Here is a 25,715-nt window from a genome sequence, read left to right as displayed (position 1 = left end):
CTGTGGAGAAGAAGGCGTGATCAACCGAGCCGCAGCAGCACCGCAGACGCCGCGCACACGATCAGGAAGGGAACGCCGATGCGATGGAACTCGCGCAGCCCGTGCGGCACCCTGGCCAGGCGCAATGCGATGAGGTTGGCGAGCGAGCCCAGCACACAGCCGAAGCCGCCCACGCTCACGCCGGCCGCGAGCGCGGGCAGGTCGTGCACGTAGCGGTCGAGCAGGATCGTGGCCGGCACGTTGCTGATGAACTGCGAGGTGACGATGGCCGCGAGGTAGGCGCGCCAGCCCTCGCCGATCGGCCACTGGCTCACCAGCGACGCCACGGCCGGCAGCTCGGCGAGCTGGCGCAGGTCGACGAACATCAGCGCGATGATCGCCAGCAGCGCCCAGTCGACCCCGAGCAGCACGCGGCGCTGGAACAGCAGATAGGCGCCGAACACCACCGCCAGGCCGGCCAGCAGCCAGTGCCTGTCGAGCGCCACCACGAAACCCACGAACAGCACGCCCGACATCGCCAGCAGGCGCGGCTGCACCGGCGCGGCCTCGGCCGCCGGCTTGAGCGCAATGGCCGTGCGCGGCACCAGCAGCCACACGGCGACGAACAGCCAGAACAGCATCACCAGCACCGTGGGCGCCATCATCCACATGAAGCCGCCGAAGCTCTCGCCGGTGCGGTGCCACAGGTAGAGGTTCTGCGGATTGCCGATGGGCGTGAGGGCCGAGCCCGCGTTCACCGCCAGCGCCTCCAGCACCACCAGCCGTGCCAGCGGCAGGTGCGCCTGCGTGGCCAGCACGCGGGTGAGCGGCACCAGAAGGAACAGGCTCACGTCGTTGGTGACCAGCGCGGACAGCACCGCGGCCGTGGCCACCAGCAGCAGCGCCAGCTGGCGCAGGTCGGTGGTGCGCGCCAGCAGGCGCTGGGCCGCCGACTGCAGCATGCCGCTCTTTTCCACGCCCTGCGTGATGGCCAGCAGCCCGGCCAGCGCGCCCACGGTCTGCCAGTCGACCAGCCGCAGCCAGTCCATCGGCGCGCGCGGGCGCAGGAAGGCGAACAGCGCGGCCACGGCCAGCAGCACCCAGAGCAGGCCGTTGCCGCCGCCTTCGTGGGCGTCGGGCGCGTTGGCAGGGGTGGCGGTCAGGGCGGGCACGGTGTCTTTGGTCATGGAGCGGCGGTGGTCAGTGCGGAAGCGGCGGGCGCGCTCTCCAACGGACCGCGCCGGCCGCGAGTTTCCGGCATTGCGAGTGCGAACAGCGTCAGCGCAGCCGCCGCGATGCCCGCCAGCAGCAGGAAGGCCGTGCCGTAGCCCGCCAGGTGCGCGACCGTGCCTGCCAGCAGGTTGCTGAGCGCCGCGCCCAGGCCCACGCAGGCCGCGCCGATGCCCAGTGCGAAATTGAAATGGCCGCTGCCGCGCGTGAGGTCGCCGATGGTCAGGGTCATCATCACGCCGAAGATGCCAGCGCCGATGCCGTCGAGCACCTGCAGCGACAACAGCGCCGCCGGGCTGTCGGCCAGCAGGTACAGCAGGCCGCGCACCGGCAGCACCGCAAAGCCGGCCAGGAAGATCGGCTTGCGCGCCAGCCGCGGCGCCCAACGCCCGACGGCCAGGCCGATGGGAATGGTGACCAGCTGCGTGACGATCACGCCCGCCGACAGCCACAGCGTGGCCGAGGTGCCGGCGCGCGTGCCGACCTTCTGCGCCACCAGCGTGAGCATCGCGGCGTTGGCAAGGTGGAACAGGAAGGCGCAGACGAGCAGCACGACGAGGCGGCGGTCGTACCAGCGCCCGGCGACGGGCCGGGCAGAGGCCTGCGCCTGGGTGCCGGTGTCCGCATCGGCGTCCGCGCCGCGTGCCAGGCGCGGATCGACATCGCGCGAGCGGATCATCAGGGCCGCCGCCACGGTCGGCAGCGCCATCGCCACCGCGTAGAAGAACATCGCGTGCGGCCCGAAGGCGTGGCCGACCCAGCCGGTGCCCAGCGCCCACAGCACGGTGCCCGCTGCGGTGATGGCCGCGTTGCGCCCGACGCGCGCGTCCAGCCCGGCGCGCCCCACCATGCCCAGGCTGGTGGCCGCGATGGCCGGCGCGACCAGCGCGCCGGCAGCGCCGATCAGCGACTGGCCCGCCAGGATCACGCCGTAGCCCGGCCGGTTCGACATCGCCACGAGGCAGGCGGCAATCAGCGCGATGGCACCCGCGATCCAGCGCGGCTTGTGCCGCACGCTGTCGATGAGCGCACCGGCCGGTGCCTGCGCCGCCAGCCCGACCAGCGCCGAGACGAACATCACGGTGCCGATGCGCTGCGTGTCCCAGGCCAGCGTGCCGGCCATGAAGACGATCAGGAACGGGCCGACACCGCCTTGGATGTCGGGTGCGAAGAAGGCCAGCGCGTCCAGTGCGCGCAGGCTGCGGCGCGACGGCGGCGAGAGTGGGGCGGCATCGGTCATCGCAGGCAGGCCGGCAGGATCAGGACTGCGGCACCGGGGCTGCGGGCGCCATCAGCGGGGCGGGTGGTGTCGGGCCGCGGGGCTCCCGGGCACCACCGGGGCCGGCCTTTCCCCGCGGACCCTGGGGCGCGGGTTCCAGCCCCGGGCCGCCGAACACCTCGCGCACCGTGGCCGCGGTTGCGCCCAGGCTTGTCGCCTCCAGCGCCGTGCCCTGCGCGCCGCGCGTGCCCCAGCCGCGCGCATGCAGCGGCGCGCCGGGCTGCAGCTGCGCCGCGTACGCCGCGCCGATGTGCGGCGGAAAGCGCACGATGGTCTTGTCGGCCAGCACCACGCCGCGCACGTCGCCGCGGTCGGTGTACAGCAGCCGTTCGATGCGTCCTTGCGCCGACATGGCATCCAGGGCGCCCGCCGCGCCCGCCGCGCCCGGCCCGCGCGGCCGGGGCGGGGCCATGCCGGGCGCCGGCGGCTGGTCGCTCACGCTGCGGCCGTTGGCGCTGAGCGACTGCATGCGTACCACCGGGACGTCGGGCGCGCGCCAGCCGCTGACGTGCACTGCGTCGCCGGGCTTGAGCACCTGCATCACCGCAGCCGAGAGGTGCGGTGGAAACGTCACCTGCGTGCCGTCGGCCAGCAGCAGGCCATCGGCCTCGCCATTGGGGTTGAGCAGCCACTGCGCCATGCGGCCGGAGGCGACCGCGCCTGCCTCGGGCGCGATCGGAACGACCGGCGGATCGGGCGGCATGGGCGCCGTGGCAGCGAGCGGCGGCTGGCTGCCGGGCGGCCCGGCCGGTGGCGGCACCTGGGCGAAGGCGGGGTTTCCGGCCAGCAGGGCGAGGCAGGCGGCTGCAGTAGTGAGTGCGATGCGCGGTGTCATGGACGACTCCTTGTGTGGATGGATGCCCATGGACATCTCACACAACGTGCCAGCGCCCGAATCCTTTGAAATCAACCACTTGCGCGCATCGCGCCTGCCGCGACCGGATGATCCGGGGACACGTGTGTCCGTTTTTCGGACACCCTGGTTCAATCGAGGCCGTACTGCGCCAGCTTGCGATAGAGCAGCTGGCGATGGATGCCCAGCCGCCGTGCGGCCTCGGCACGGTTGCCGTGCGTCTGCGCGAGCGCCTGGGCAATCAGCAGGCGCTCGAGCTTTTCCACCGCGGCAGGCAGGTCGCCTTCGAGCCAGTCGGCCGGCAGCGCGTCGGTGGCCTTGCGGCGCGGCACGGCGCCGACCCCGATGGCCAGCTCGGCCAGGTCCGCCCCGCCGATCACCCGGTGGCGCACCAGCGCATGGCAGCGTTCCATCACGTTGCGCAACTCGCGCACGTTGCCGGGCCAGGGGTGGCTCAGCAGGCGCTGCGCGGCGTCGGCCGACAACGCCCTGGGGCCGCCCGAACCGGCCGCCCGCCGAAGGAAGTGCTCGGCCAGCGGAATGATGTCGGCCAGCCGCTCGCGCAGCGGCGGCAGGCGGATCGACAGCACGTCGAGCCGGTACAGCAGGTCCTCGCGAAAGCGCCCCTCGCGCACTGCGCCCGCGAGGTCGCGGTGCGTGGCGGCGATGACGCGCACGTCGACCTTCACCGTCCGGTGGCTGCCCAGCGGCGTGACTTCGCCCTCCTGCAGCGTGCGAAGTATCTTGGCCTGCACGTCGAGTGCCATGTCGCCGATCTCGTCGAGCAGCAGCACGCCGCCATCGGCCGCGCGAAAACAGCCGGGCCGCTCGCCGGTGGCGCCGGTGAAGGCGCCGCGCACATGGCCGAAGAGCTCGCTCTCGAGCAACTCTTTCGGAATGGCCGAGCAGTTCACAGCCACGAAGGGCTGCCCGGCGCGCGCCGAATGACGGTGCAGTGCGCGCGCCACCATCTCCTTGCCGGTGCCCGTTTCACCGAGCACCAGCACCGGCATCGTGTGGGCGGCGGCCAGGCCGATGCGCTTGTGCACTTCGCGCATCGCATGGCTCGGGCCGATGAGGTCGCTGCCGTCGTCTTCCGGGGCAACCGGAGCCTCGCCGGAGGCAACTGCCGCATGCTGCTGCAACGCCCGGGCCAGCACCTCGCGCACTGCCTCTCGGCTGACGGGCTTGGCCAGGTGGTCGAAGGCGCCCAGGCGCATCGCGTCGATGGTGTTGCCCGCGCTCGAGAACGCGGTCAGCACGATCACTGGCGGCAAGCGCGCCAGGCGCGCCTGCATGGCTTCCAGCGTCTGCAGGCCGTCCATGCCGGGCATGCGGTGGTCGAGGAACACGGCGTCGAAGCGCGCATGCGACGCGGCCTCCAGCGCCTGCGCGCCGCGTGCGACCGCCACCGTCTCGTGGCCCAGGCCCTGCAGCGTCTCGGCCAGCGTGTCGCGAAAGGCGTCGTCGTCGTCGACGATCAGGAGATGCGCCATGGAAGCTCCAGTTCGAAGCGGGTGCCCGGCGACAGCGGCCGGTGATGAAGCTCGCCGCCGTGCGCCAGCGCCACCTCGCGCGCCAGCGCCAGGCCCAGCCCGGTGCCGTCGGCCCGGCCGGTGGCGAAGGGCTCGAAGAGGCTGGCCCGCAGCGGCTCGGGCACGCCCGGGCCGTTGTCGTCCACGCGGATCGCCAGCGAGTGCACCTCGGGCTGCGATGCCGAGAGAACGACGTGGCCGCCGCGCGGCGCATGGCGCACCGCGTTGTCCAGCAGGTTGTCGACCGCGCGCGCCAGGTGCACCGGGTCGAACATGGCGCTGGCGGGCGTGTCGTGGTGCAGGCTGACCTGCACGCCGGCGGCATCGGCCTTCGGCGCCACGGTGGCCACGCGCTCGTCGAGCCAGCGGTGCAGCACCACCTCCTTCGGCGCCAGCGTCACCGGCTGCACCAGCGCCAGCAGGCTCTGCACCAGCCCGTCGAGCCGGTCGATCTGCCCGACGATGGCCTGCAGCGCCTGGCCCTGCCGCTCGGGCGCGGCGGCCAGTGCGTTCTCGGCCTTCAGCCGCATCGTGGCGATGGGGTTGCGGATTTCATGCGCGATGCCGCCGGTCATGCGGCCCAGCGCGGCCAGCCGCTGGTCGCGGCTGCGCTGCTGCGCGGCATCGCGCAGGTGGGCGCGGGCTTCCTCGAAGCGCAGGCGATAGTGGTTGAAGCCATCGACGATGCGGTCGAGCTCGCGCACGCCGGTGAGCGGCAGCTCGGGCATGGCGCCGCCGTCGGCACCGGCCTGCATCAGCCGGTTTTCCAGGCGCTGCACATGGCGCAGACCGCGCAGCAGGATGGACCCTAGCCACAGGCCCGACGCCAGCACCAGCACCAGCAGCACGCCAAGCCCGGCGCGCAGGCTGCCCTGCGCGGCCAGCGCGCCGCCGTTGGTGCGCGTCATGGTCCAGGCGGCAAGGTCGTTGGCCGGCGCGGCCAGAGGGCAGGCGGAGACGATCAGCGCCTCGCGGCTGCCGCGCACCACGTCGGTCTGCGGCTGCCGCGTGCGGGCCGCGAGCTGCGCCATCTCCGCGATGAGCGGCTGCTCGGCCGCCGGCACGTCGCGCTTGACGCCGCTGCCCTCGTAGGTGGGGTAGGCGTAGGCCAGCTGCCCGCCCGCGGCCTGCCACACGCCGCCTTCCACGTGCGGCGCCTCGACCAGCACCAGCTGCAGCAACACCTGCAACAGGTCGATCTGCGGCGTCGCGGGCGCGGGCGAGGTCGCCGACCTGGCATACCGTGCCGCGATGGCCCGGCACGACTGCTCGGTGGCACTGCGCCCGGCCGCCACCTGGGCGCCCGCGCTGCTGCGGTACAGCGTGAGCATCACCACCGCCAGCGCGGCGCACATGCCGAACAGCAGCACCCAGAAGAACAGCAACTGACCGCGCAGGGATTTCATCTGCCGCGATCGTGCCCGCTCTTCGGGCCGCTGCGCGTCAGCCGGCGTCGCGTTCGCGCAGTTCGCGCTTGAGCACCTTGCCGATCGCGCTGCGCGGCAGTTCGTCGATGAAGCTCAGCCGCGCCAGGCGCTGGGTCTTGCCGAGCTGGTCGTTGGTCCACTGAAGCAGCGCGGCCTCGGTGGTGGTATCGCCTTCCCGGCGGACCACGAAGGCCACCGGCGTCTCGCCCCACTGCTCGGACGGCACGCCCACCACCGCCACGTCGGCCACCGCCGCATGGCCGCGCACCACGCCTTCGAGGTCGCTCGGGTAGATGTTGAAGCCGCCGCTGATGATCATGTCCTTCTTGCGGTCGAACAGCGTCAGGAAGCCGTCGGCGTCGAAGCGGCCCACGTCGCCGGTGCGGATGAAGCGCTTGCCCGCCGCGTCGAACCACTCGGCCTCGCGCGTCTTCTCGGGCTGGCGGTGGTAGCCGGTCATCATGCCGGCCGAGTGGCCCACCACCTCGCCGGCGGCGTCGGGGTCGTCGCGCGAGAGCTCGTTGCCTTCCTCGTCGATCAGGCGGATGTCGCTGCCCTGCGCGGGCTGGCCCACGGTGTGCAGCTTGGTGGGGTTCAGGTGCGCCTCCAGGATGCAGGTGCCGCCGCCTTCGGTCATGCCGTAGAACTCGATCAGCCCGCCGGGCCAGCGCTTGAGCACGTCGGCCTTCAGCGCGGCATTGAACGGCGCGCTGGTGCTGAACTTGAACTTGTACGAGGACAGGTCGTGCGCGTCGAAGCGCGGGTGCGCCATCAGCCGCTGGTATTGCACCGGCACGAGCATGGTGTGCGTCACGCGGTGCTTCTCGGCCAGCTGCAGGTAGCCGAGCGCGTCGAACTTGGGCATCAGCACCACGCAGCCGCCGAAGGCGATGGTGGGAAAGAACACCACCAGCGTGGTGTTGGAGTACAGCGGGGTCGACAGCAGCGTGACGGTGCGGCTGTCGTACTCGTACCTGGCACCGCGCTGCACATGGGCCCAGCGCATGCCGTGGCCCTGCACGATGCCCTTGGGTTCGCCCGTGGTGCCCGACGAATAGATGATGTTGAACGGCCACGAGGGCTGCGCCGCCACCGGCCGGGGCTGGGCGCCGGCGGGCGCCAGCCACGCGTCGAATGCGCCGCCGACCTGCGAGCCGTCGAGCGCGACGCGGGCGATGCCCCCCGGCTGGGCCGGCCCGATCACTTCGGCGGCCGACGCGTCGCTGAACAGGATGCGCGCATCGGCGTCCGAGATCATGCGCGCCAGGCTGGCGGGCGTGGAGCCGGGCGCCAGCGGGGCCACGGCCACGCCCGCGCGCAACGCGCCCAGGAACACGGCCGCGTAATTGACCGACGAGGTCGCACACACCGCGATGGCGTCGCCGGGCTGCAGGCCGTCGCGCTGCAGGCTGGCGGCGATGCGGTCCATCAGCGCGTCGAGTGCGCGGTAGTCGAGCGTGTGCTGCGCGTCGGCCAGCGCGGCATGGCCTGGCGTGTGCCGCGCGTGCAGGCGAACCAGGTCGGCGATGGCGCCGAATTCGCTGTCGATCGCGGCTTGAAAATCGGAGTGCATGGGAGAGTCTGTCCTTCGTCTTGGCCAGCCGGCAGGATAGCGGAGCCCCCTGTCGCCGGACGAGCGCCTTGGCGACGCGGGCCGCCTCGCCGACGCCCGTCAGTTGCCGCTCAGGATGGCGGCGCCACGATGCCTGGACGACCGTACCTCGATCCTCGCAAGGAGCCTCCCATGGGTCTACTCGACATCCTCCAGCAAGCCATCGGCCACGACGACGCCACGGCCCATCTCGACCAGGTCGCGCAGCATGCCTCCGCCGGCGAACTCGGCGCGGGGCTGGCCGCGGCCATGCGCTCCGACGGAACGCCGCCCTTCGGCGACACGGTCGGCCAGCTGTTCGGCCGTTCGTCGTCCGCGCAGCAGGCCGGCGTGCTCAACCAGATCCTGGCCACGCTGGGGCCCGCCGCCGCGTCGGCGCTGGCCGGCGGCGTGCTCGGCCGCATGCTGCAGCCGGGCCAGACGCAGGTCACGCCCGACCAGGCCTCGCAGCTTTCGCCCGCGCAGGTGACCGAAATAGCCACGCATGCCGAGCAGCAGCACGCGGGCGTGATCGACGAGGTGAGCCGGTTCTATGCGCAGCACTCCGGCCTCATCAAGACGCTGGGCGGCGCGGCCATCGCCATCGCGCTGGCGAAGATGAAGGAGAACGCGACACGCGGCTGAGGTCGAGCGGCCGCGACTGCGCTCAACTCGACGAAGCCGTGTCGCCTCCGCCCATCACTTTGAAGAGCGTGATGCGGTTGCTCTGCTCCGACAGGCGCAAGCCGATCAGCGTCTGCTGCGCGGTGTAGAGCGAGCGCTGCGCATCGAGCACCTCGAGGAAGCTGTAGCTGCCGTTGCGGTACAGCGCGTCCGACAGCGTGTAGCTCTTCTGCGTGGCGTCCACCAGCGACTGCTGCGCCGCGAGCTGTTCGCCCAGCGAGGCGCGCACGGCCAGCGCGTCGGCCACTTCGCGGAAGGCGGTCTGCACTGTCTTCTCGTAGGTCGCGAGGTCGATCTCGCGCTGCGCCTTCGCCGCGTCGAGGCTGGCGCGGTTGCTGCCGGCGTTGAAGATCGGCAGGCTGATCGACGGCGCGAAGCTCCATGCGCTGTTGCCGCCCTTGAAGAGACCCGACAGCGCCGTGCTCGACGAGCCTGCGCTTGCCGTGAGCGAAATCGTCGGAAAGAACGCCGCGCGCGCCGCGCCGATGTCGGCATTCGAGGCCTGCAGCGTGTGCTCGGCGGACAGCACGTCGGGGCGCTGCTGCAGCAACGTGGAGGGCAGGCCGGCGGGCACGTCGAGCAGGGCGCTGGCCGCGGCCATGCCGGCGGGCGGCAGCAGTTCGTCGGGCACCGTGGCGCCGGCCAGCAGGTCGAGCGCGTTGCGGTCCTGCGCAACCTGCGCTGTGTAGCTGGCCACGTCGACGCGCGCCGAGTCCACCGTGGTCTGTGACTGGGCCAGCGCCAGCGCGGTGCCGGCGCCCAGCGCCTTCATGCGGCTGGTCAGCGCGTAGGAGCGCTGCTGGCTCGCGAGCGTGCTCTGCGCGAGCTTCAACCGCTCGTTGTCGGCGGCGAGCGTGAGCCAGGCCGAGGCGACCTCGGCCACCAGGCTGATGCGCGTGCTGCGGGTCGTGGCCTCGGTCGACAAGTAGCTCTGCAGCGCGGCTTCGTTGAGGTTGCGCAAGCGGCCGAACAGGTCGAGCTCGTAGCTGCTGAAGCCCAGCGCGACGGTGTAGGTGCTGCCGATGGACGACTCGCCGCTGCTGCTCGTGGCCGCCGCGTTGCGCTGGCGCGTGCCGCCCGCGGTGGCTGCGATGCTGGGGAACAGCTCGGCGCGCTGCACGCCGTACTGCGCGCGCGCCTTCTCGATGTTCTGCAGCGCCACGCGCAGGTCGCGGTTGTTGGCGATCGCCAGCGCGATGGTCCGGCGCAGGCGATCGTCGCTGATGAAGCTTTCCCAGCCGGTGGCGGCTGGTGCGGCGGCGGTTGCGGCTGTGGCGCCGTCTTTGGCTTCGTTGGCGCCGGCCGACGCGGGCCAGGCCGGCGCCACCGGCGCGTCGGGGCGCGAATACACGGGAGCGAGGTTGACGCAGCCGGCGAGCAGCGCGGCCGCGACCCACGTGGAGAGTCTGAAAGCATGTGCGTTCATGGGGTTCCTTCCGGGGCAAGCATGGGCAGCGCGGGCGCTGCCCCGGCTCCTGTCTTCGGCGCGAAAAAGCGCCGGATCACGACGAAGAACAGCGGCACGAAGAAGATGCCCAGCGCCGTGGCGCTCGCCACGCCGCCGAGCACGCCCACGCCGATGGCGCGGCGGCTGCCCGACCCCGCGCCGGTGCTCAGCGCCAGCGGCAGCACGCCGAACATGAAGGCCAGCGAGGTCATGAGAATGGGCCGCAGCCGCAGGCGCACCGCCTGCAGCGTGGCCTCGACCAACGCCATGCCTTCGTCCTGCAGCTGCTTCGCGAACTCCACGATCAGGATCGCGTTCTTCGCCGACAGCCCGACCGTGGCCAGCAGCCCGACCTGGAAGTACACGTCGTTCGACAGCCCCGCGAACCGGGTGGCGAGCACCGCGCCCAGCACGCCCAGCGGCACCACCAGGATCACCGAGAACGGCACCGACCAGCTTTCATACAGCGCGGCCAGGCACAGGAACACGAACAGGATCGACACCGCATACAGCAGCGGCGCCTGCGAGCCCGACAGCCGCTCCTGGTAGGAGCTGCCCGCCCATTCGTAGCCGATGCCCTGCGGCAGCTGCTTCATGATGCGCTCTACCGCATCCATGGCTGCGCCCGAGCTCACGCCGGCCGCCGGATCGCCGATGAGCTCGAACGACGACATGCCGTTGTAGCGCGAAAGCTGCGGCGAGCCGTAGGTCCAGCGGCTGCTCGCGAAGGCGGAGAACGGCACCATCTCGCTGTTGCCGTTGCGCACATGCCAGCGGTCGACGCTGTCCGGCTGCATGCGGAATGGCGCATCGGCCTGCACGTAGACTTCTTCACGCGGCCGTTGTTGACGAAGTCGTTCACGTAGCTGCCGCCCATCGCGCTGGAGAGCGTGTCGTTGATGTCCGCGGTCGAGAGGCTCAGCGCCGCGGCCTTGCGGTCGTCGATGTCGATCGCGAACTGCGGCGTGTCGTCCAGGTTGTTGCTGCGCACCTGGCTCAGCGCCGGGTCCTTGCGCGCGAGGGCCAGGAACTGCTCGCGCGCTTCCACCAGCGCCTCGTGGCCGATGCCGCCGAGGTCCTGCAGCTGCACGTCGAAGCCCGCGTTGGAGCCCAGGCCGCGCACCGCCGGCGGCAGCATCACGAACACGCTGGCGTTGCTGGCGCGCGCCGACATCTCCTGCGTGAAGCGGCGCGCCAGCGAGGCGGCGTCCTGCCCCTTGCCGCCGCGCTCGCTCCAGTCCTTCAGCGTGATGAAGGCGTTGCCCGTGGCCTGGTCGCCGCTCAGGCCGCTGAGCACGATGAAGTGCGCCACTTCCTTCTGCGCGCCCAGGTAGGCCTCGAAGTCCTTCAGGGTCTGCTGCAGCTGTTCGTCGGTGGCGCTGGAGGGCAGCTTCACCTGCGTCATCAGCGTGCCCTGGTCCTCGTCGGGCAGGAACGAGGTGGGCAGGCGCATGAAGGTCACGCCCAGCACGCCCAGCAGCAGCACGTAGACCAGCATGCTGCGCTTGCCCCGGTGCAGCAGGCCGCCCACGCCCGAGCGGTAGCGCTCGGCATTGCGCTCGAAGCTGCGGTTGAACCAGCCGAAGAAGCCGCGCCTTCCGTCGTGATGGCCGGCCTGCGCCGGCTTGAGCAGCGTGGCGCACAGCGCGGGCGACAGCGTGAGCGCCACCAGCACCGACAGCAGCATCGCTGCCACGATGGTCACCGAGAACTGCCGGTAGATCACGCCCGTGGAGCCGCCGAAGAAAGCCATCGGAATGAACACCGCCGACAGCACCAGCGCGATGCCCACCAGCGCGCCGGTGATCTCGCGCATCGACTTGCGCGTGGCTTCCCTGGGCGAGAGCCCTTCCTCGCTCATGAGCCGCTCGACGTTCTCCACCACCACGATGGCGTCGTCCACCAGCAACCCGATGGCCAGCACCATGCCGAACATGGTGAGCGTGTTGATCGAGTAGCCCAGCGCCGCCAGCACGCCGAAGGTGCCCAGCAGCACCACCGGCACCGCAATGGCCGGCACCAGCGTCGCGCGCAGGTTCTGCAGGAAGAGGTACATGATGAGCACCACCAGCACCATCGCCTCGACCAGCGTCTTGGCCACTTCCTCGATGGAAACGCGCACGAAGGGCGTGGTGTCGTAGCCGACCACGGCCTTCATCCGGTTCGGGAAGAAGGGCTCCAGCTCGGCGATCTTGGCCTTCACCGCGTTCGACACCGTGAGCGCGTTGGCGCCGGTGGCCAGCTTCACGCCCATGGCGGCCGAGGGCTTGCCGTCGAAGCGGGTGTTGATGGTGTAGCTCTCGCTGCCCAGTTCGACGCGCGCCACGTCGCCCAGGCGCACCACCGAGCCGGCGCTGTCGGACTTCACGATCACCTCGCGGAACTGGTCGGCGGTGCGCAGCTTGCTGCGCGCGGTGATGGTGGCCGTGAGCCGCTGGCCCGCGGTGGCGGGCAGGGCGCCCAGCTGGCCGGCGGACACCTCGGTGTTCTGGCTGGTGAGCGCGCTGGTCACGTCCGAGGGCATCAGCGAATACTTCTGCAGCTTCGCCGGGTCGAGCCAGATGCGCATGGCGTAGCCCGAGCCCAGGGCCTGCACGTCGCCTACGCCGTCGATGCGGCTGACCACGTCCAGCAGGCTGCTGGAGATGTAGTCGCCGATGTCGGTGGCCGAGGCGCTGCCGTCCTGCGAGGTGAGCGAGACGATCATCAGGAAGTCGGTGCCCGACTTGGTGACGGTCACGCCCTGGCTCTGCACCGACTGCGGCAGCTGCGACATGGCCTGCTGCAGCTTGTTCTGCACCTGCATCTGCGCCACGTCGGCGTTGGTGCCGGCCTCGAAGGTGAGCTCGATGCGCGCGGTGCCCGACGAGGTGCTGCTCGACGACATCGAGGTCAGCCGGTCGAGCCCTTTCATCTTCTGCTCGATCACCTGCGTGACCGAGTCCTCGATGGTCTTGGCCGAGGCGCCGGGGTAGGTCGCGTTGACCGAGACCTTGGTGGGTGCGATGTCGGGGTACTGCTCCAACGGCAGCGTGCCGATGGACATCGCACCCGCCAGCATGATGACGATGGCGATGACCCACGCGAAGATGGGCCGGTCGATGAAGAAGCGTGCCATGTGCGTCGCCTCAGCGCGTGGCCACCGCGGCCACGCCGGTGGCGTCGCCGGCCGCCACGGGCCTCACCGTGTCGCCCACCTTCACCTTGAGCGAGCCCTCGACGATCACGCGGTCGCCGGCCTTCAGTCCTTCGGTCACCTGCCAGCGGCTGCCGACGGCGCGCGACACCTTCAGCGCGCGCTTCTCGACCTTGTTGCCAGCGGTGACCACCAGCGCGGACGCATCGCCGCTCGCGGTGCGCGTCACGCCCTGCTGCGGCACCAGCAGCGCCTGCTCCGCCACGCCTTCCTCGAGCACCGCGCGCACGTACATGCCGGGCAGCAGCGTGCGCTCGGGGTTCGGCACCAGGATGCGCAGCGTGACCGCGCCGGTGCTTTCGCTCACCGTGACGCTGGAGAATTGCAGCCGTCCGGCGTGGGCGTAGGTGCTGCCGTCTTCCAGCAGCAGCTTCACCGAATCTTCGCCTTTCTCGCCGCTGGTCCTGAGGGTGCCTGCCGCGAGTTCGCGCTGCAGCCGCAGCAGCTCGGTGGTCGACTGCGTCACGTCGACGTGGATCGGGTCGAGCTGCTGCACCGTGGTGAGCGCGGTGGTCTGGCTGGCCGTGACCAGTGCGCCCGGCGTGACGGTGGAGGCCTCGATGCGCCCGGCGATCGGCGCGGTGATGCGCGTGAAGCCGAGGTTGATGCGTGCCGTGTCGAGCGCGGCGCGCGCCACGCCGAGGTCGGCCTCGGCCTGCTGCAGCGTGGCCTGGCTGTCGTCGCTGGCCTGCTGGCTGACGGCCTCGATCTTCGCGAGCTCCGCATTGCGGCGCGCCGTGACCTTCGCGGCGTTGACCGTCGACTCCGCCTTCGCGACGCTGGCCTGCGCGCTGGCCAGCGCGGCCTTGAAGGTGGCCGGATCGAGCTGGTAGAGCGCCTGTCCGGCCTTCACCAGCGCGCCCTCCTCGAAGAGGCGCTGCTGCACGATGCCGCCGACCTGCGGACGGATCTCGGCGCTCATGCGGGCGCGGGTGCGTCCCGAGAGTTCGGTGGTGATGGGCTGGTTCTCGGCCTGCAGCGTGACCACGCTCACTTGCGCGGCGACGGGCGCCTGCGGCGGCGTGGATGCGGAGGAGCCGGAGCACCCCGCGATCGCGCCGAACAGGCCGAGGGCCAGGGCGCACGCGAGGCCGGTGCGGGTGAAGCGTGAAGACATGTGTGTGGCATTCCAATCAGGTTGGAACCCATGGTCTTCAGAGAATGTGGAGTGAATATGAAGGTCCGCCGACCCGCGCGGCCTTGGCGCGGCACCGCACCGCACGGGGCGCATCTGGCTTATCTTGTGGGCCTTCATGAAGATCAGCATCACCACCAAGCTCTTTCTCGCCGTGCTGGCCACCGCCGTGCTCGCGGTCGTCGCGATGGGCGCCGCCTCGCGCTGGAACTTCGAGCGCGGCTTCGTCGGCTACCTCAACGAGCAGGGCGTGGAGCGGCTGGATGCGGTGCTGCCCAATGCCATTGCCGCGTACCGCCAGCACGGCAGCTGGGACTTCCTGCGCGAAGGACCGGGGCCGTGGTTCGAGATCATGCGGCCCGCGCCTTCGGCGAGCGGCGAGCGCTTCGAGCCGGGGCGCACGCCGCCGCCCGTGTCCGACCTGACGGGCGCCATGCTGCGCATCGGATTGCTCGACACCGACCGGCGGGTGATCGCCGGCTTCAGGGAAGTGCGCAGGGGCTCGGCCGAGCGTGCCGTGGTGGTCGACGGCAAGACCGTGGGCTGGGTCGTGATGGCGCCGTTCCAGAACGTGAGCGAGGCCGGCGACCAGCGCTTCCAGCAGAACCAGGCGCGCGCGAGCTGGGTGATCGGCGGGCTCTGCGTGCTGCTGGCGGCGGGCATCGCATGGTGGATCGCTCGCGTGCTGCTGGCGCCCGTGAAGCGCGTGGCCGGCGCCACCCACCGGCTGGCGGCCGGCGACTACGAGAGCCGCGTGGCCGTGTCGTCGAACGACGAAGTCGGGCAACTGGCGCGCGACTTCAATTCGCTCGCCCACACGCTGCAGCGCAACGAGCAGATGCGCCGCGAGTTCATGGCCGACGTGTCGCATGAACTGCGCACGCCGCTCGGCGTGCTGCACGGCGAACTGGAGGCCATGGAAGACGGCGTGCGCCGCCTCGATGCGCAGGCCGTGCGCTCGCTGCAGCACGAGGTCGGCATGCTCAACCAGCTGGTGACCGACCTGTACGACCTCTCGCTCGCCGACGTGGGCGCGCTCACCTACCGCAAGACAGACGCCGACCTGCGCGAGCTGCTCGGGCCGGGCATCGACGCGTTCCGCGAACGGCTGGCCGCCGCGGGCCTGCGGCTGGAACTGGCGCTGCCGGCGCAGCCGCTGATGGTGTTCGCCGACGAGCGGCGCCTGCAGCAGCTCTTCAGCAACCTGGTGCTCAACAGCTGCCGCTACACCGATGCGGGCGGCGTGCTGCGCATCGCGGCGCGCGAGGAGGGCGGCGTGATCGCCATCGACCTGATGGACTCCGCCCCCGGCGTCGATGCCGCCTTGCTGCCGCGGCTGTTCGAGCGCTTTTTCCGCGGCGAAGGCTCGCGCAACCGCGCGAGCGGCGGCGCGGGGCTCGGGCTGTCGATCTGCCGCAGCATCGTCGAGGCGCATGGCGGCACCATCGAGGCCAAGGCTTCGCCGCTGGGCGGCGTGTGGGTCGCCGTGCGGCTGCCGCGCGCCTGAAGCGCGGAGCCGGAAGAACGAAATGCACGAAGAACGACGATGAGCGACGCACCCCTGACCACTCCCGCTTCCGCCCACATCCTGATCGTCGAGGACGAGCCGCGCATGGCCGCGCTGCTCGCCGACTACCTGAAGGCCTCGGGCTACACCTCGCAATGGCTCGCCGACGGGCGGGATGTGGTGCCAGCGGTGAAGGCGTGCCGGCCCGACCTGGTGCTGCTCGACCTCATGCTGCCCGGCCAAGACGGCATGAGCGTGTGCCGCGAGCTGAGGCACTTCAGCGACGTGCCCGTCATCATGCTCACCGCCCGCGTGGAAGAGGCCGACCGCCTGATGGGCCTGGAGATCGGTGCCGACGACTACGTCTGCAAGACCCCCTTCAGCCCGCGCGAGGTGGTAGCGCGCGTGAAGGCGCTGTTGCGGCGCAGCGGCCTCGCCGGGCAGTCGGCGCGCGAGGTGTCGCCGCTGCAGATCGATGCGCAGGCCTACAAGGCCGCATGGCAGGGCGCGCCGCTGGACCTCACGCCCATCGAGTTCCGCCTGCTGAAGGCGCTGGCCGACGCGCGCGGGCGCGTGCTCTCGCGCGACAAGCTGCTGGACCACGTGCACGCCGACCAGCGCGCAGTGACCGATCGTGCGGTCGACAGCCACGTGAAGAACCTGCGCCGCAAGCTCGATGCCGCCAGCGGCGGCCAGGAGCTGATCCGGTCGATCTACGGCGTGGGCTATCGGCTGGACCTGCCGTGACGCCCTGAGCGCCCATTGAAAAAGGCCCTCGGGAGGGCCTTTTCTTGTGCGTGGGTTTCGCGTGCGGTCAGGCGCCGGCGACCTGCGCCTGCTGGGCGGCGTGGGCCTGCTGATCGGCGTGATAGCTCGAACGCACCATCGCGCCGACGGCCGCATGGCTGAAGCCCATCTTGTAGGCCTCTTCCTCGAACATCTTGAAGGTGTCGGGGTGCACGTAGCGGCGTACCGGCAGGTGCGAGCCCGACGGCGAAAGGTACTGGCCGATGGTCAGCATGTCGATGTCGTGGGCGCGCATGTCGCGCATGACCTGCAGGATCTCCTCGTCCGTCTCGCCCAGGCCGACCATGATGCCGCTCTTGGTGGGCACGCCGGGGTGCAGCGCCTTGAACTTCTTCAGCAGGTTCAGGCTGAACTGGTAGTCGCTGCCGGGGCGCGCTTCCTTGTAGAGGCGCGGCGCGGTCTCGAGGTTGTGGTTCATCACGTCGGGCGGCGCGGCCTTGAGGATCTCGAGGGCGCGGTCGTCGCGGCCGCGGAAGTCGGGCACCAGGATCTCGATCTGCGTCATCGGCGAGAGCTCGCGGATGTTGCGGATGCAGTCGACGAAATGCTGGCTGCCGCCGTCGCGCAGGTCGTCGCGGTCGACGCTGGTGATCACCACGTACTTCAGGCGCAGCTTGGCGATGGTCTTGGCGAGGTTGAGCGGCTCGTCCTTGTCGAGCGGATCGGGGCGGCCGTGGCCCACGTCGCAGAACGGGCAGCGGCGCGTGCACTTGTCGCCCATGATCATGAATGTGGCGGTGCCGTTGCCGAAGCATTCGCCGATGTTCGGGCACGAAGCCTCTTCGCACACGGTGTGCAGGTTGCTTTCGCGCAGGATCTGCTTGATCTCGTAGAAGCGCGTGGTCGGGCTGCCGGCCTTCACGCGGATCCATTCCGGCTTCTTGAGAACTTCGCCGCTCTGGACCACCTTGACGGGGATGCGCGAGAGCTTGGCGGCCGCTTTCTGCTTGGCCAGGGGGTTGTAGGTTTCGGCGCTCTGTGCGTCGCGGACGACTTCTGTGGTGCTCATTGGTAGTTCAAGGCGCCAGGAAGGCAGTGAGTTTCTGGCTCAGTACCGTGGCGGCTTCTTCCCATGTGGTTTGGATGCCGATTGTAGAAAGGTCGACCGTTTGCAGCCCCGCGTAGCCGCAAGGGTTGATCCGCGAGAAGGGTTCGAGGTCCATCCCGACGTTGAGCGCCACGCCGTGGTAGGTGGCATGGCGGCTCACCTTGATGCCCAGCGCGGCGATCTTGCCGAGGCCGCGGAACGGATCGTGGGCGGGCCGCGGGCCGGTAAGGGTAGCGTGCGAGAACGGGTCGTCGAGCCGCACGTAGATGCCCGGCGCGCCCGCCACGCGGTGGCCCGTGACGCCGAAATGGGCCAGCGTGCGCAGCACGGATTCCTCGATGCGGTAGACGTATTCCTTGACGAAATAGCCCGCGCGGCGCAGGTCGATCAGCGGATAGGCCACCACCTGGCCTGGGCCGTGGAAGGTAACCTGGCCGCCGCGGTCGGTCTGCACGACGGGGATGTCGCCAGGGTTCAGGATGTGGTCCTGCTGGCCTGCGATGCCTTGGGTGAAGACCGGCGCGTGCTCGCAAATCCATAGCGCATCGGGTGTGTCCGGGGTGCGTTCGAGGGTGAACTGCTTCATGGCCGCGAAGGTGGCGGCGTAGTCGGCGCGGCCCAGCGGGTGCAGCTCGATGGCGGGGACGTTCGCGAGGGTGTCGGTCATGGCATGGCCTGCCGCGCGGGCAACTTCCGGGTCTCGCCGATGGCGAGCGTGAAGAAGGCGTCGTCGGCCACGCCCTGGGCCTGGCGCGCAGCGGCCAGGTCTTTCGGCGGCTGGTCGAGCGCCTCGTCGGTGAGCGAGAAGGTCGCCCAGTGCACGCCCAGGCTGCGCTTGGCGTGCAGGTCGCGGTGGATGCGCACGCTCTCGTCGGGATTGGCGTGCTGGTCCGTCATGAACCAGCGCGGCTCGTAGGCGCCAACCGGCAGCAGGGCGAGGTCGAAGCCGCCGCCCTGGGCGCTGCCCTGGCGCGGCGCGAGGCGGGCCTGGATGTCGGCGAAGTCCTTCGAATAGCCGGTGTCGCCCGCATAGAAGAGGTGCATCTTCGGCGCGAGCAGCGCGAAGCCGCCCCAGAGCGTCTGCATCCTGTCGCCGAGGCCGCGCGCGCTCCAATGCTGGGCGGGCACGAGGAACACCTGTGGCGCGTCGGTCGCATCGGTGGCGATGCCCGCGCCGTTGCGCTGGATGCGGACCTGCGAGGCCTGCAGCGCGCCTGCGGTGCCGGTGGTGCCGGTCGAGGAAGGCAGCGTGATGCTGTCCCACCAGTCGAGTTCGACCGCGTTGGCAATGCCGCGCTCGGCGAGCCATGGCGCGATGCCCAGCGGCACCACGAACAGCGGCGGGCCGCCGGCCTGGGCGTTCAGCGCTTTCACGCTGCCTTCGTCGAGGTGGTCGTAATGGTTGTGGCTGATGAGCACCAGGTCGATGTGCGGCAGGTCCTTCAGCGCAATGCCCGGAGGCTGGAAGCGCTTCGGACCCGCGAACGAGAAGGGCGAGGCGCGTTCACCGAACATCGGATCGGTCAGCACGTTGAGGCCGCCGTTCGCGGTGGGCACCTGCACGAGCACGGTGGCGTGGCCGATGAAGGTAGCGGCGGGCTGCGTGGCGGGGCCGGCATTGGCGTTGATGAAGGCCATGTCGGGCGGCACCACCGGAGGCGGCGCGCTCGGAGGCGGCGGCAGCCCCTTGAACCACGACGGCAGTTGCCAGCCCAGCAGCACGTCGGTGAAGAAGTTCTTCGGCTTGAACGCGATGTAGTTGTCCTGGAAGCCGTCGGGCCGGTGGTGCCTGCGGCTGGCGTCGTAGTAAGGGTTGGGCGCCGTCGTGCAGGCGGCCGCGACGCTGCCGGCGCACAGCGCCGCCGCGACGAGCCGCCAGCGCAAGGTCAAAGCACGACCTTGACCATCGGGTGCGAGGACAGCGCGCGATAGATGTCGTCGAGCTGCTCGCGGCTGGTGGCGGTGACGGTGATCGTCACGCCGAGGTAGTTGCCGGCCTTGCTGTCGCGCAGCTCGACGGTGGTGGCGTCGAAGGTCGGGTCGAACCGCTCGGCGATCTGCGTGACCGCATGCACGAAGCCGTCGACCTTCGCGCCCATCACCTTGATGGGGAACTGCGAGGGGTATTCGATCAGCGATTCCTTGCGCGGATCGGGAATCGAGGTGGTCTCGGTGGTGGTCGTGTCGTCGGTCATGCCGGGGCTCCGTGTTTCTGTGCGTTGCGTACCTTGGCCTGCTTGCAGGCCTCGTACAAGCTGTCGTAGATGGGGTTGGGACGGCCATTGCCAATAGCCTGGACGCCGGGTGCGACGATGGACGCCAGTTCCTCGAGGCGCGCCATGTGCTCCTCGGAGCGGAACGGCTGTCTTAGGTGGAAGGAGGGGACATACTCCCGGATGCCGTCGCCGAGAATGAGGCCGCGACCCGACGCGTCGGTCCCGGCATCGCGAATCGCCGAGTGTTCGCCACCGAGGTAACAAAGCGTGGCGGGCGGGGCGCCGGTGATAGGGTGCATCCCGGGAATTATGGTTCCGGCCGCCACGTCGGGTTCGCGTCAGGGAATGCGGTGCCGATTTGCATGTGCGACAGCGCAACTGGCGGGACGGGTTGGGTTTTTACTTATAATCAATGGCTTTGTAGAAATTCTGGGTCGTCATCCGGGCTTCATTCAAAATGAAAACAATCGCCCGCCAGGACTCGGAGGTCGCTGAAGACCTCGACGCAGAATTCAAGCCGTTGACCGCCGAAGAGGCGCGTGAACTGCGAGCAAAGAACCCTTCGATCTCCCCGTGGCGGGTGATCGCGTGTCAGTTGGTTGTCGGTCTGGTGGTGGCTTTGGCCGCCTGGGGGCTGACTGGGAGGCAAAATCTGGGTTGGTCCGCCGCTTACGGTGCGATCGCGGTGGTTGTTCCATCGGCGGTCTTTGCACGCGGGTTGACCGGCCGGTTTTCTTCCTTGAATCCGGGTACTGCGGTGTTCGGATTCTTCCTGTGGGAAATGGTCAAGATGGCCTTGTCGATGGCGATGCTGATCGCTGCGCCAAGGTTGATTACGGCGCTGAGCTGGCCAGCAATGCTGATCGGCCTGGTGGTGACAATGAAGGCGGCGTGGTTGGCGGTGATGTTCTCGCCCCGGCGCCGGAAACAGAGAGACGAGTAACGGAATGGCTGCTGAAAACGCTGCGGAACATGGTCAGACCGCGGGTGAATACATCGTTCACCACTTGACGCACCTGCAAAGCTCCAAGCCTGGGGGTGTTGCGGACCTGACGGTTTTCAATTTCGACTCGCTGTTCTTCTCGATTCTGCTCGGCATCCTGGGGTGCTGGCTGTTGTGGCTTGCTGCCCGCAAGGCTACTTCGGGCGTTCCTGGTCGTTTTCAAGCGGCTGTCGAGCTGCTCGTCGAAATGGTCGACCAGCAAGCCAAGGGCATCGTCCACAACGCCACGAGCCGCAAGTTCGTTGCGCCGCTGGCACTGACGATCTTCGTGTGGATCTTCCTGCTCAACGCAATGGACTTGTTCCCGGTCGATTTGTTCCCGGCGATCTGGGCCAAGATCTTCGGCATCGCCGGCGAAGACCCGCATCACGCCTACCTGCGCGTCGTGCCGACCGCCGACCTGTCGGTGACCATGGGCATGTCGGTGGCCGTGCTGCTGATCTGCATTTACTACAACATCAAGATCAAGGGTGCCGGCGGCTGGGTTCACGAGCTGTTCACCGCACCCTTCGGCAACCACTGGGCGCTGTACCCCTTCAACTTCGCCATGCAGATGATCGAGTTCGTCGCCAAGACGGTCTCCCACGGCATGCGGTTGTTCGGCAACATGTACGCCGGTGAGCTGATCTTCCTGCTGATCGCCTTGATGGGCGGTGCCTGGTCCGTGTCGGCCACCGGCATCGGCCTGGCCATCGGCCACATCATCGCGGGCACGGCCTGGGCCATCTTCCACATCCTGATCATCACGTTGCAAGCCTTCGTGTTCATGATGCTGACGCTGGTCTACATCGGTCAGGCCCACGATCACCACTGATCATCAGTTTTCGTTTCTGTTTTTTGTTTTCTCTTCAACCAAAGTCCTCTAGGAGTCATCATGGAAGTTATTAGCTTTGTTGCACTGGCCGCCGGCCTGATCATCGGTCTGGGCGCTGTGGGCGCATGTATCGGCATCGGCATCATGGGCAGCAAGTACCTCGAGTCGGCCGCACGTCAGCCTGAACTCATGGGCGAACTTCAAACCAAGATGTTCCTGCTGGCCGGTCTGATCGACGCTGCTTTCATTATCGGTACCGGTATCGCCCTGTGGTTCGCAACGGCCAACCCGTTCCTGTCGCAAATCGCCAACCTGCCGAAGTAAGTCTTTCTCGTCGGACCTGCGTCGTCGTTCTCTAGTCCTTTGCTAGCGAATGGCTTCGATTCAATCCCATAGAGAGGGTGAAAAGTGAGCATTACCGGTACCCTGATCGTTCAGATGATCGTGTTCCTGATCCTGGTCGGGTTCACGATGAAGTACGTGTGGCCGCCGATCGCGAAAGCGCTGGATGACCGCGCTGCGAAGATCGCCGAAGGCCTCGCTGCCGCCGACAAGGCCAAGTCCGAGCTGACCGCCGCCAACAAGCGCGTGGAAGCTGAGCTGGGCCAGGCGCGCAACGAGTCCGCACAACGTCTTGCTGACGCCGAACGTCGCGCCCAGGCCATCGTTGAAGAGGCCAAGGCCCGCGCGACCGAGGAAGGCAACAAGATCGTTGCAGCCGCACGCGCCGAAGCCGAGCAGCAGGCACTGAAGGCCCGCGAAGCCCTGCGCGAGCAGGTTGCCGCGCTGGCCGTCAAGGGCGCAGAGCAGATTCTGCGCAAGGAAGTGAATGCGGGCGTTCACGCCGATTTGCTCGCCCGTCTGCAGACCGAACTCTGATAGAAGCCATGGCAGAACTCGCCACCATTGCACGCCCCTACGCCGAGGCGCTCTTCAAGGCTTCGTCGTCCGACGTCGCCGGCACCAGCGCATGGCTCGAAAAGATGGCCGTCATCGCGGCCAATCCGGAACTCCAGCAATTCGCCGACAACCCCAAGGCCACGGCCGAGCAGGTGATCGGCGTGGTTGCTGGTGCATTCGGTGCACCGCTGGCCGCTCCTGCCCAGAACTTCCTGGCTGCGCTCATCGAGAACGGGCGTTTTTCGGTGCTGCCGGAAATTGCGAAGCAGTTCCGGACACTGGCCAACGCGAAGAGCGGCTCGTCCGACGCCGTTGTCTACAGCGCCTTCCCGATCGACGCCGCGGCCCTGGCCGGTGTGTCGGCTGCGCTCGAAAAGCGTTTCGGTCGCAAGCTCCAGGTCACGGTTCAGCAAGAACCCGAACTGATCGGCGGCATTCGTGTGGTGGTCGGCGACGAGGTGCTCGACACCTCCGTCAAAGCGCGCCTTGAACAAATGAAAGTTGCGCTGGCGGCCTGACGGTTCCCAGCCCCTTACAAAGAAAGAAGGAAAGAGTCATGCAACTCAATCCCGCAGAAATTTCCGAACTGATCAAGAGCCGCATCGAGGGCCTCGGGGTCAGCGCCAACATCCGCAACGAAGGCACCGTGGTGTCGGTGACCGACGGCATCGTGCGCGTGCACGGCCTGTCGGACGCGATGCAGGGCGAAATGCTCGAGTTCCCGCCGAGCGCCGACGGCACGCCGTCGTTCGGCCTCGCCCTGAACCTCGAGCGCGATTCGGTCGGCGCCGTGATTCTGGGCGAATACGAACACATCTCCGAAGGCGACACCGTCAAGTGCACGGGCCGCATCCTGGAAGTGCCGGTCGGCCCCGAACTCGTGGGCCGCGTGGTGAACGCCCTGGGCCAGCCGATCGACGGCAAGGGTCCGATCAATGCCAAGCTGACCGACGTGATCGAGAAGGTTGCACCCGGCGTGATCGCACGGAAGTCCGTCGACCAGCCGATGCAGACCGGCCTGAAGTCCATCGACTCGATGGTGCCGATCGGCCGTGGCCAGCGCGAGCTGATCATCGGTGACCGCCAGACCGGCAAGACCGCCGTGGCGATCGACGCGATCATCAACCAGAAGGGCCAAGGCGTGACGTGTATCTACGTCGCCATTGGCCAGAAGGCTTCGTCGATCAAGAACGTGGTGCGCGCGCTGGAACAAGCCGGTGCCATGGACTACACGATCGTGGTGGCAGCCTCCGCTTCGGAATCGGCCGCCATGCAGTACGTGTCGGCCTACTCGGGCTGCACGATGGGCGAGTACTTCCGCGACCGCGGCGAAGACGCGCTGATCGTCTATGACGACCTGTCCAAGCAAGCCGTGGCCTACCGCCAGGTCTCGCTGCTGCTGCGCCGCCCGCCGGGCCGCGAAGCCTATCCCGGCGACGTGTTCTATCTTCACAGCCGCCTGCTCGAACGCGCAGCCCGCGTGAACGCCGACTACGTCGAAGCCTTCACCAAGGGTGAAGTCAAGGGCAAGACCGGTTCGCTGACCGCACTGCCGATCATCGAAACGCAAGCCGGTGACGTTTCCGCCTTCGTCCCGACCAACGTGATCTCGATCACCGACGGCCAGATCTTCCTGGAAACCAACCTGTTCAACGCCGGTATCCGCCCCGCCATCAACGCCGGTATCTCGGTGTCGCGCGTGGGTTCGTCGGCTCAGACGAAGATCATCAAGGGCCTGTCCGGCGGTATCCGTACCGACCTGGCGCAGTACCGTGAACTGGCTGCGTTCGCGCAGTTCGCTTCCGACCTCGACGAAGCCACCCGCAAGCAGCTCGACCGCGGTGCACGCGTGACCGAACTGCTGAAGCAGCCCCAGTACAGCCCGCTGCCGATCTCGCTGATGGGCGCCTCGCTGTTCGCTGTGAACAAGGGCTTCATGGACGACCTCGAGATCAAGAAGGTGCTGCCGTTCGAACATGGCCTGCATCAGTTCCTGAAGTCCAGCCACGCTGCCCTGCTCGACAAGATCGAGAAGGCGAAGGCGCTCGACAAGGAATCGGAAGCCGAATTGCTGGCCGCCGTCACCGCGTTCAAGAAGTCGTTCGCCTGATCGACGCCTTGACCGACGCAAGAAGGAGCTCTCATGGCAGCTGGTAAGGAAATCCGCGGCAAGATCAAATCGGTGGAAAACACCAAGAAGATCACCAAGGCCATGGAAATGGTCTCGGTTTCCAAGATGCGCAAGGCGCAGGAACGCATGCGCGCCGCTCGCCCCTACAGCGAAAAAATCCGCAACATCGCTGCCAACCTTGGCAAGGCGAACCCGGAGTACACCCACGCATTCATGAAGACGACCGAAGCCAAGGGCGTCGGTTTCATCATCGTGACCAGCGACAAGGGCCTGTGCGGCGGCTTGAACACGAACCTGCTGCGTGCCGTGACGGCCAAGCTGCGCGAAGCGCAGGCAGCGGGCAACGCGATCGAGTCCGTCGCCATCGGCAGCAAGGGTCTGGGTTTCCTGAATCGCATCGGCGCCCGCGTGGTGGCCCATGTGACGCAGCTGGGCGACACGCCGCATCTCGACAAGCTCATCGGGCCCGTCAAGACGCTGCTGGACGCCTATGCCGAAGGCAAGCTGTCGGCGGTGTACCTGTGCTACACGAAGTTCATCAACACCATCAAGCAAGAGCCGATGGTCGAGCAGCTGCTGCCGCTGAAGGCCGAGACGCTGCAGACCGAGTCGGGACATCATTCGTGGGACTACATCTACGAACCCGATGCTCAGAGCGTGATCGACGAACTGCTGGTGCGCTACGTGGAATCGCTGGTGTACCAGGCCGTGGCCGAAAACATGGCGTCCGAGCATTCGGCGCGCATGGTGGCGATGAAGGCTGCGACCGACAACGCGGGTAATGTGATCAGCGAATTGAAGCTGGTCTACAACAAGACCCGCCAGGCCGGCATCACCAAGGAACTGTCGGAAATCGTGTCCGGCGCGGCCGCTGCCGCAGGCGTTTGATCGAGGCAGTGCAACAGGCCGCATTGCTGACCGGGTGCGCGATGC

The 25,715-nt window shown here is 68.6% G+C and carries 23 protein-coding genes and 1 pseudogene; 10 read left to right on the top strand and 14 right to left on the bottom strand.

Going from position 1 to position 25,715, the window contains the following annotated elements:
* Positions 1–20: 20 nt before the first annotated feature.
* The 6 genes from AACL56_RS26400 to AACL56_RS26375 form a co-directional block, all read right to left on the bottom strand.
* Complete coding sequence (locus tag AACL56_RS26400) at positions 21–1,166, bottom strand: SLC13 family permease (RefSeq protein ID WP_339092751.1); 1,146 nt, start codon at positions 1,164–1,166, stop codon at positions 21–23.
* A complete protein-coding gene (locus AACL56_RS26395; RefSeq protein WP_339092750.1) occupies positions 1,163–2,449 on the bottom strand; it encodes an MFS transporter in 1,287 nt (428 codons plus the stop codon). The genes AACL56_RS26400 and AACL56_RS26395 overlap by 4 nt, the downstream gene beginning before the upstream one ends.
* A 19-nt stretch (positions 2,450–2,468) precedes the next feature.
* Entirely contained in the window at positions 2,469–3,323 is an 855-nt protein-coding gene (locus AACL56_RS26390; RefSeq protein WP_339092749.1) for a hypothetical protein, read from the bottom strand.
* A gap of 149 nt (positions 3,324–3,472) precedes the next feature.
* Positions 3,473–4,837: a sigma-54-dependent transcriptional regulator gene (locus tag AACL56_RS26385; RefSeq protein WP_339092748.1), complete on the bottom strand. Its 1,365-nt coding sequence runs from the start codon at positions 4,835–4,837 to the stop codon at positions 3,473–3,475.
* Positions 4,822–6,282: a sensor histidine kinase gene (locus AACL56_RS26380; protein WP_339092747.1), complete on the bottom strand. Its 1,461-nt coding sequence runs from the start codon at positions 6,280–6,282 to the stop codon at positions 4,822–4,824. The genes AACL56_RS26385 and AACL56_RS26380 overlap by 16 nt, the downstream gene beginning before the upstream one ends.
* Before the next feature lie 37 nt (positions 6,283–6,319).
* Positions 6,320–7,876, bottom strand: coding sequence for a class I adenylate-forming enzyme family protein (locus AACL56_RS26375; protein WP_339092746.1), 1,557 nt, complete (start codon positions 7,874–7,876; stop codon positions 6,320–6,322).
* A gap of 171 nt (positions 7,877–8,047) precedes the next feature.
* Here AACL56_RS26375 and AACL56_RS26370 point away from each other — a divergent pair, with 171 nt between their 5' ends.
* On the top strand, positions 8,048–8,539 hold the full coding sequence (locus tag AACL56_RS26370) for a hypothetical protein (RefSeq protein ID WP_339092745.1): 492 nt from the start codon (positions 8,048–8,050) through the stop codon (positions 8,537–8,539).
* Positions 8,540–8,561: 22 nt separating this feature from the next.
* Here the strand turns inward: AACL56_RS26370 and AACL56_RS26365 are convergent, their stop codons facing one another.
* The 3 genes and pseudogenes from AACL56_RS26365 to AACL56_RS26355 form a co-directional block, all read right to left on the bottom strand.
* Positions 8,562–10,004, bottom strand: coding sequence for an efflux transporter outer membrane subunit (locus tag AACL56_RS26365; protein WP_339092744.1), 1,443 nt, complete (start codon positions 10,002–10,004; stop codon positions 8,562–8,564).
* A pseudogene (locus tag AACL56_RS26360) lies at positions 10,001–13,086 on the bottom strand (efflux RND transporter permease subunit). Before AACL56_RS26360 ends, AACL56_RS26365 begins: the two are co-directional and overlap by 4 nt.
* Before the next feature lie 67 nt (positions 13,087–13,153).
* Complete coding sequence (locus tag AACL56_RS26355) at positions 13,154–14,338, bottom strand: efflux RND transporter periplasmic adaptor subunit (protein ID WP_339092743.1); 1,185 nt, start codon at positions 14,336–14,338, stop codon at positions 13,154–13,156.
* Positions 14,339–14,474: 136 nt separating this feature from the next.
* Between AACL56_RS26355 and baeS the strand changes: the two genes are divergently transcribed.
* Together baeS and AACL56_RS26345 are read left to right on the top strand one after the other, a co-directional pair.
* On the top strand, positions 14,475–15,863 hold the full coding sequence (gene baeS / locus AACL56_RS26350; protein WP_339092742.1) for a sensor histidine kinase efflux regulator BaeS: 1,389 nt from the start codon (positions 14,475–14,477) through the stop codon (positions 15,861–15,863).
* A gap of 39 nt (positions 15,864–15,902) precedes the next feature.
* Complete coding sequence (locus tag AACL56_RS26345) at positions 15,903–16,610, top strand: response regulator (RefSeq protein WP_339092741.1); 708 nt, start codon at positions 15,903–15,905, stop codon at positions 16,608–16,610.
* Positions 16,611–16,677: 67 nt separating this feature from the next.
* On the opposite strand, the gene lipA is transcribed toward AACL56_RS26345, so the two are convergent.
* Genes lipA through AACL56_RS26320 form a run of 5 tightly spaced genes read right to left on the bottom strand, consistent with a single transcriptional unit; the run spans position 16,678 to position 20,233 of the window.
* On the bottom strand, positions 16,678–17,679 hold the full coding sequence (gene lipA / locus AACL56_RS26340; RefSeq protein ID WP_339092740.1) for a lipoyl synthase: 1,002 nt from the start codon (positions 17,677–17,679) through the stop codon (positions 16,678–16,680).
* Between the two features lie 7 nt (positions 17,680–17,686).
* Entirely contained in the window at positions 17,687–18,385 is a 699-nt protein-coding gene (gene lipB, locus AACL56_RS26335; RefSeq protein WP_339092739.1) for a lipoyl(octanoyl) transferase LipB, read from the bottom strand.
* The gene (locus AACL56_RS26330; protein ID WP_339092738.1) at positions 18,382–19,608 is read right to left on the bottom strand and encodes an MBL fold metallo-hydrolase; all 1,227 of its coding nucleotides are present in this window, start codon (positions 19,606–19,608) and stop codon (positions 18,382–18,384) included. Before AACL56_RS26330 ends, lipB begins: the two co-directional genes overlap by 4 nt.
* Positions 19,605–19,913, bottom strand: a complete 309-nt coding sequence (locus tag AACL56_RS26325; RefSeq protein ID WP_339092737.1) for a YbeD family protein — start codon at positions 19,911–19,913, stop codon at positions 19,605–19,607. The genes AACL56_RS26330 and AACL56_RS26325 overlap by 4 nt, the downstream gene beginning before the upstream one ends.
* Positions 19,910–20,233 carry a hypothetical protein gene (locus AACL56_RS26320; RefSeq protein ID WP_339092736.1) on the bottom strand — a complete coding sequence of 108 codons (324 nt, stop codon included), beginning with the start codon at positions 20,231–20,233 and terminating at the stop codon, positions 19,910–19,912. Before AACL56_RS26320 ends, AACL56_RS26325 begins: the two co-directional genes overlap by 4 nt.
* 158 nt (positions 20,234–20,391) lie before the next feature.
* Here AACL56_RS26320 and AACL56_RS26315 point away from each other — a divergent pair, with 158 nt between their 5' ends.
* The 7 genes from AACL56_RS26315 (at position 20,392) to atpG (ending at position 25,670) form a co-directional block, all read left to right on the top strand.
* Positions 20,392–20,877, top strand: a complete 486-nt coding sequence (locus tag AACL56_RS26315; RefSeq protein WP_339092735.1) for an ATP synthase subunit I — start codon at positions 20,392–20,394, stop codon at positions 20,875–20,877.
* 4 nt (positions 20,878–20,881) lie between these two features.
* Entirely contained in the window at positions 20,882–21,751 is an 870-nt protein-coding gene (atpB, locus tag AACL56_RS26310; RefSeq protein ID WP_339092734.1) for a F0F1 ATP synthase subunit A, read from the top strand.
* Between the two features lie 60 nt (positions 21,752–21,811).
* Positions 21,812–22,075, top strand: coding sequence for a F0F1 ATP synthase subunit C (gene atpE, locus AACL56_RS26305; protein ID WP_019657641.1), 264 nt, complete (start codon positions 21,812–21,814; stop codon positions 22,073–22,075).
* Positions 22,076–22,159: 84 nt separating this feature from the next.
* Entirely contained in the window at positions 22,160–22,630 is a 471-nt protein-coding gene (locus AACL56_RS26300; RefSeq protein WP_339092733.1) for a F0F1 ATP synthase subunit B, read from the top strand.
* Positions 22,631–22,638: 8 nt separating this feature from the next.
* The gene (locus AACL56_RS26295; RefSeq protein ID WP_339092732.1) at positions 22,639–23,169 is read left to right on the top strand and encodes a F0F1 ATP synthase subunit delta; all 531 of its coding nucleotides are present in this window, start codon (positions 22,639–22,641) and stop codon (positions 23,167–23,169) included.
* Positions 23,170–23,207: 38 nt separating this feature from the next.
* Positions 23,208–24,761: a F0F1 ATP synthase subunit alpha gene (gene atpA / locus AACL56_RS26290; protein ID WP_339092731.1), complete on the top strand. Its 1,554-nt coding sequence runs from the start codon at positions 23,208–23,210 to the stop codon at positions 24,759–24,761.
* Between the two features lie 33 nt (positions 24,762–24,794).
* Positions 24,795–25,670 carry a F0F1 ATP synthase subunit gamma gene (atpG, locus tag AACL56_RS26285; protein WP_339092730.1) on the top strand — a complete coding sequence of 292 codons (876 nt, stop codon included), beginning with the start codon at positions 24,795–24,797 and terminating at the stop codon, positions 25,668–25,670.
* Positions 25,671–25,715: the final 45 nt, after the last annotated feature.

Origin of the sequence: Variovorax paradoxus, from assembly GCF_902712855.1 — a bacterium.
Taxonomy (GTDB): domain Bacteria; phylum Pseudomonadota; class Gammaproteobacteria; order Burkholderiales; family Burkholderiaceae_C; genus Variovorax; species Variovorax paradoxus_Q.
The sequence above is the reverse complement of the archived record's forward strand: the minus strand, read 5'-3'. Positions and strand labels throughout refer to the sequence as shown.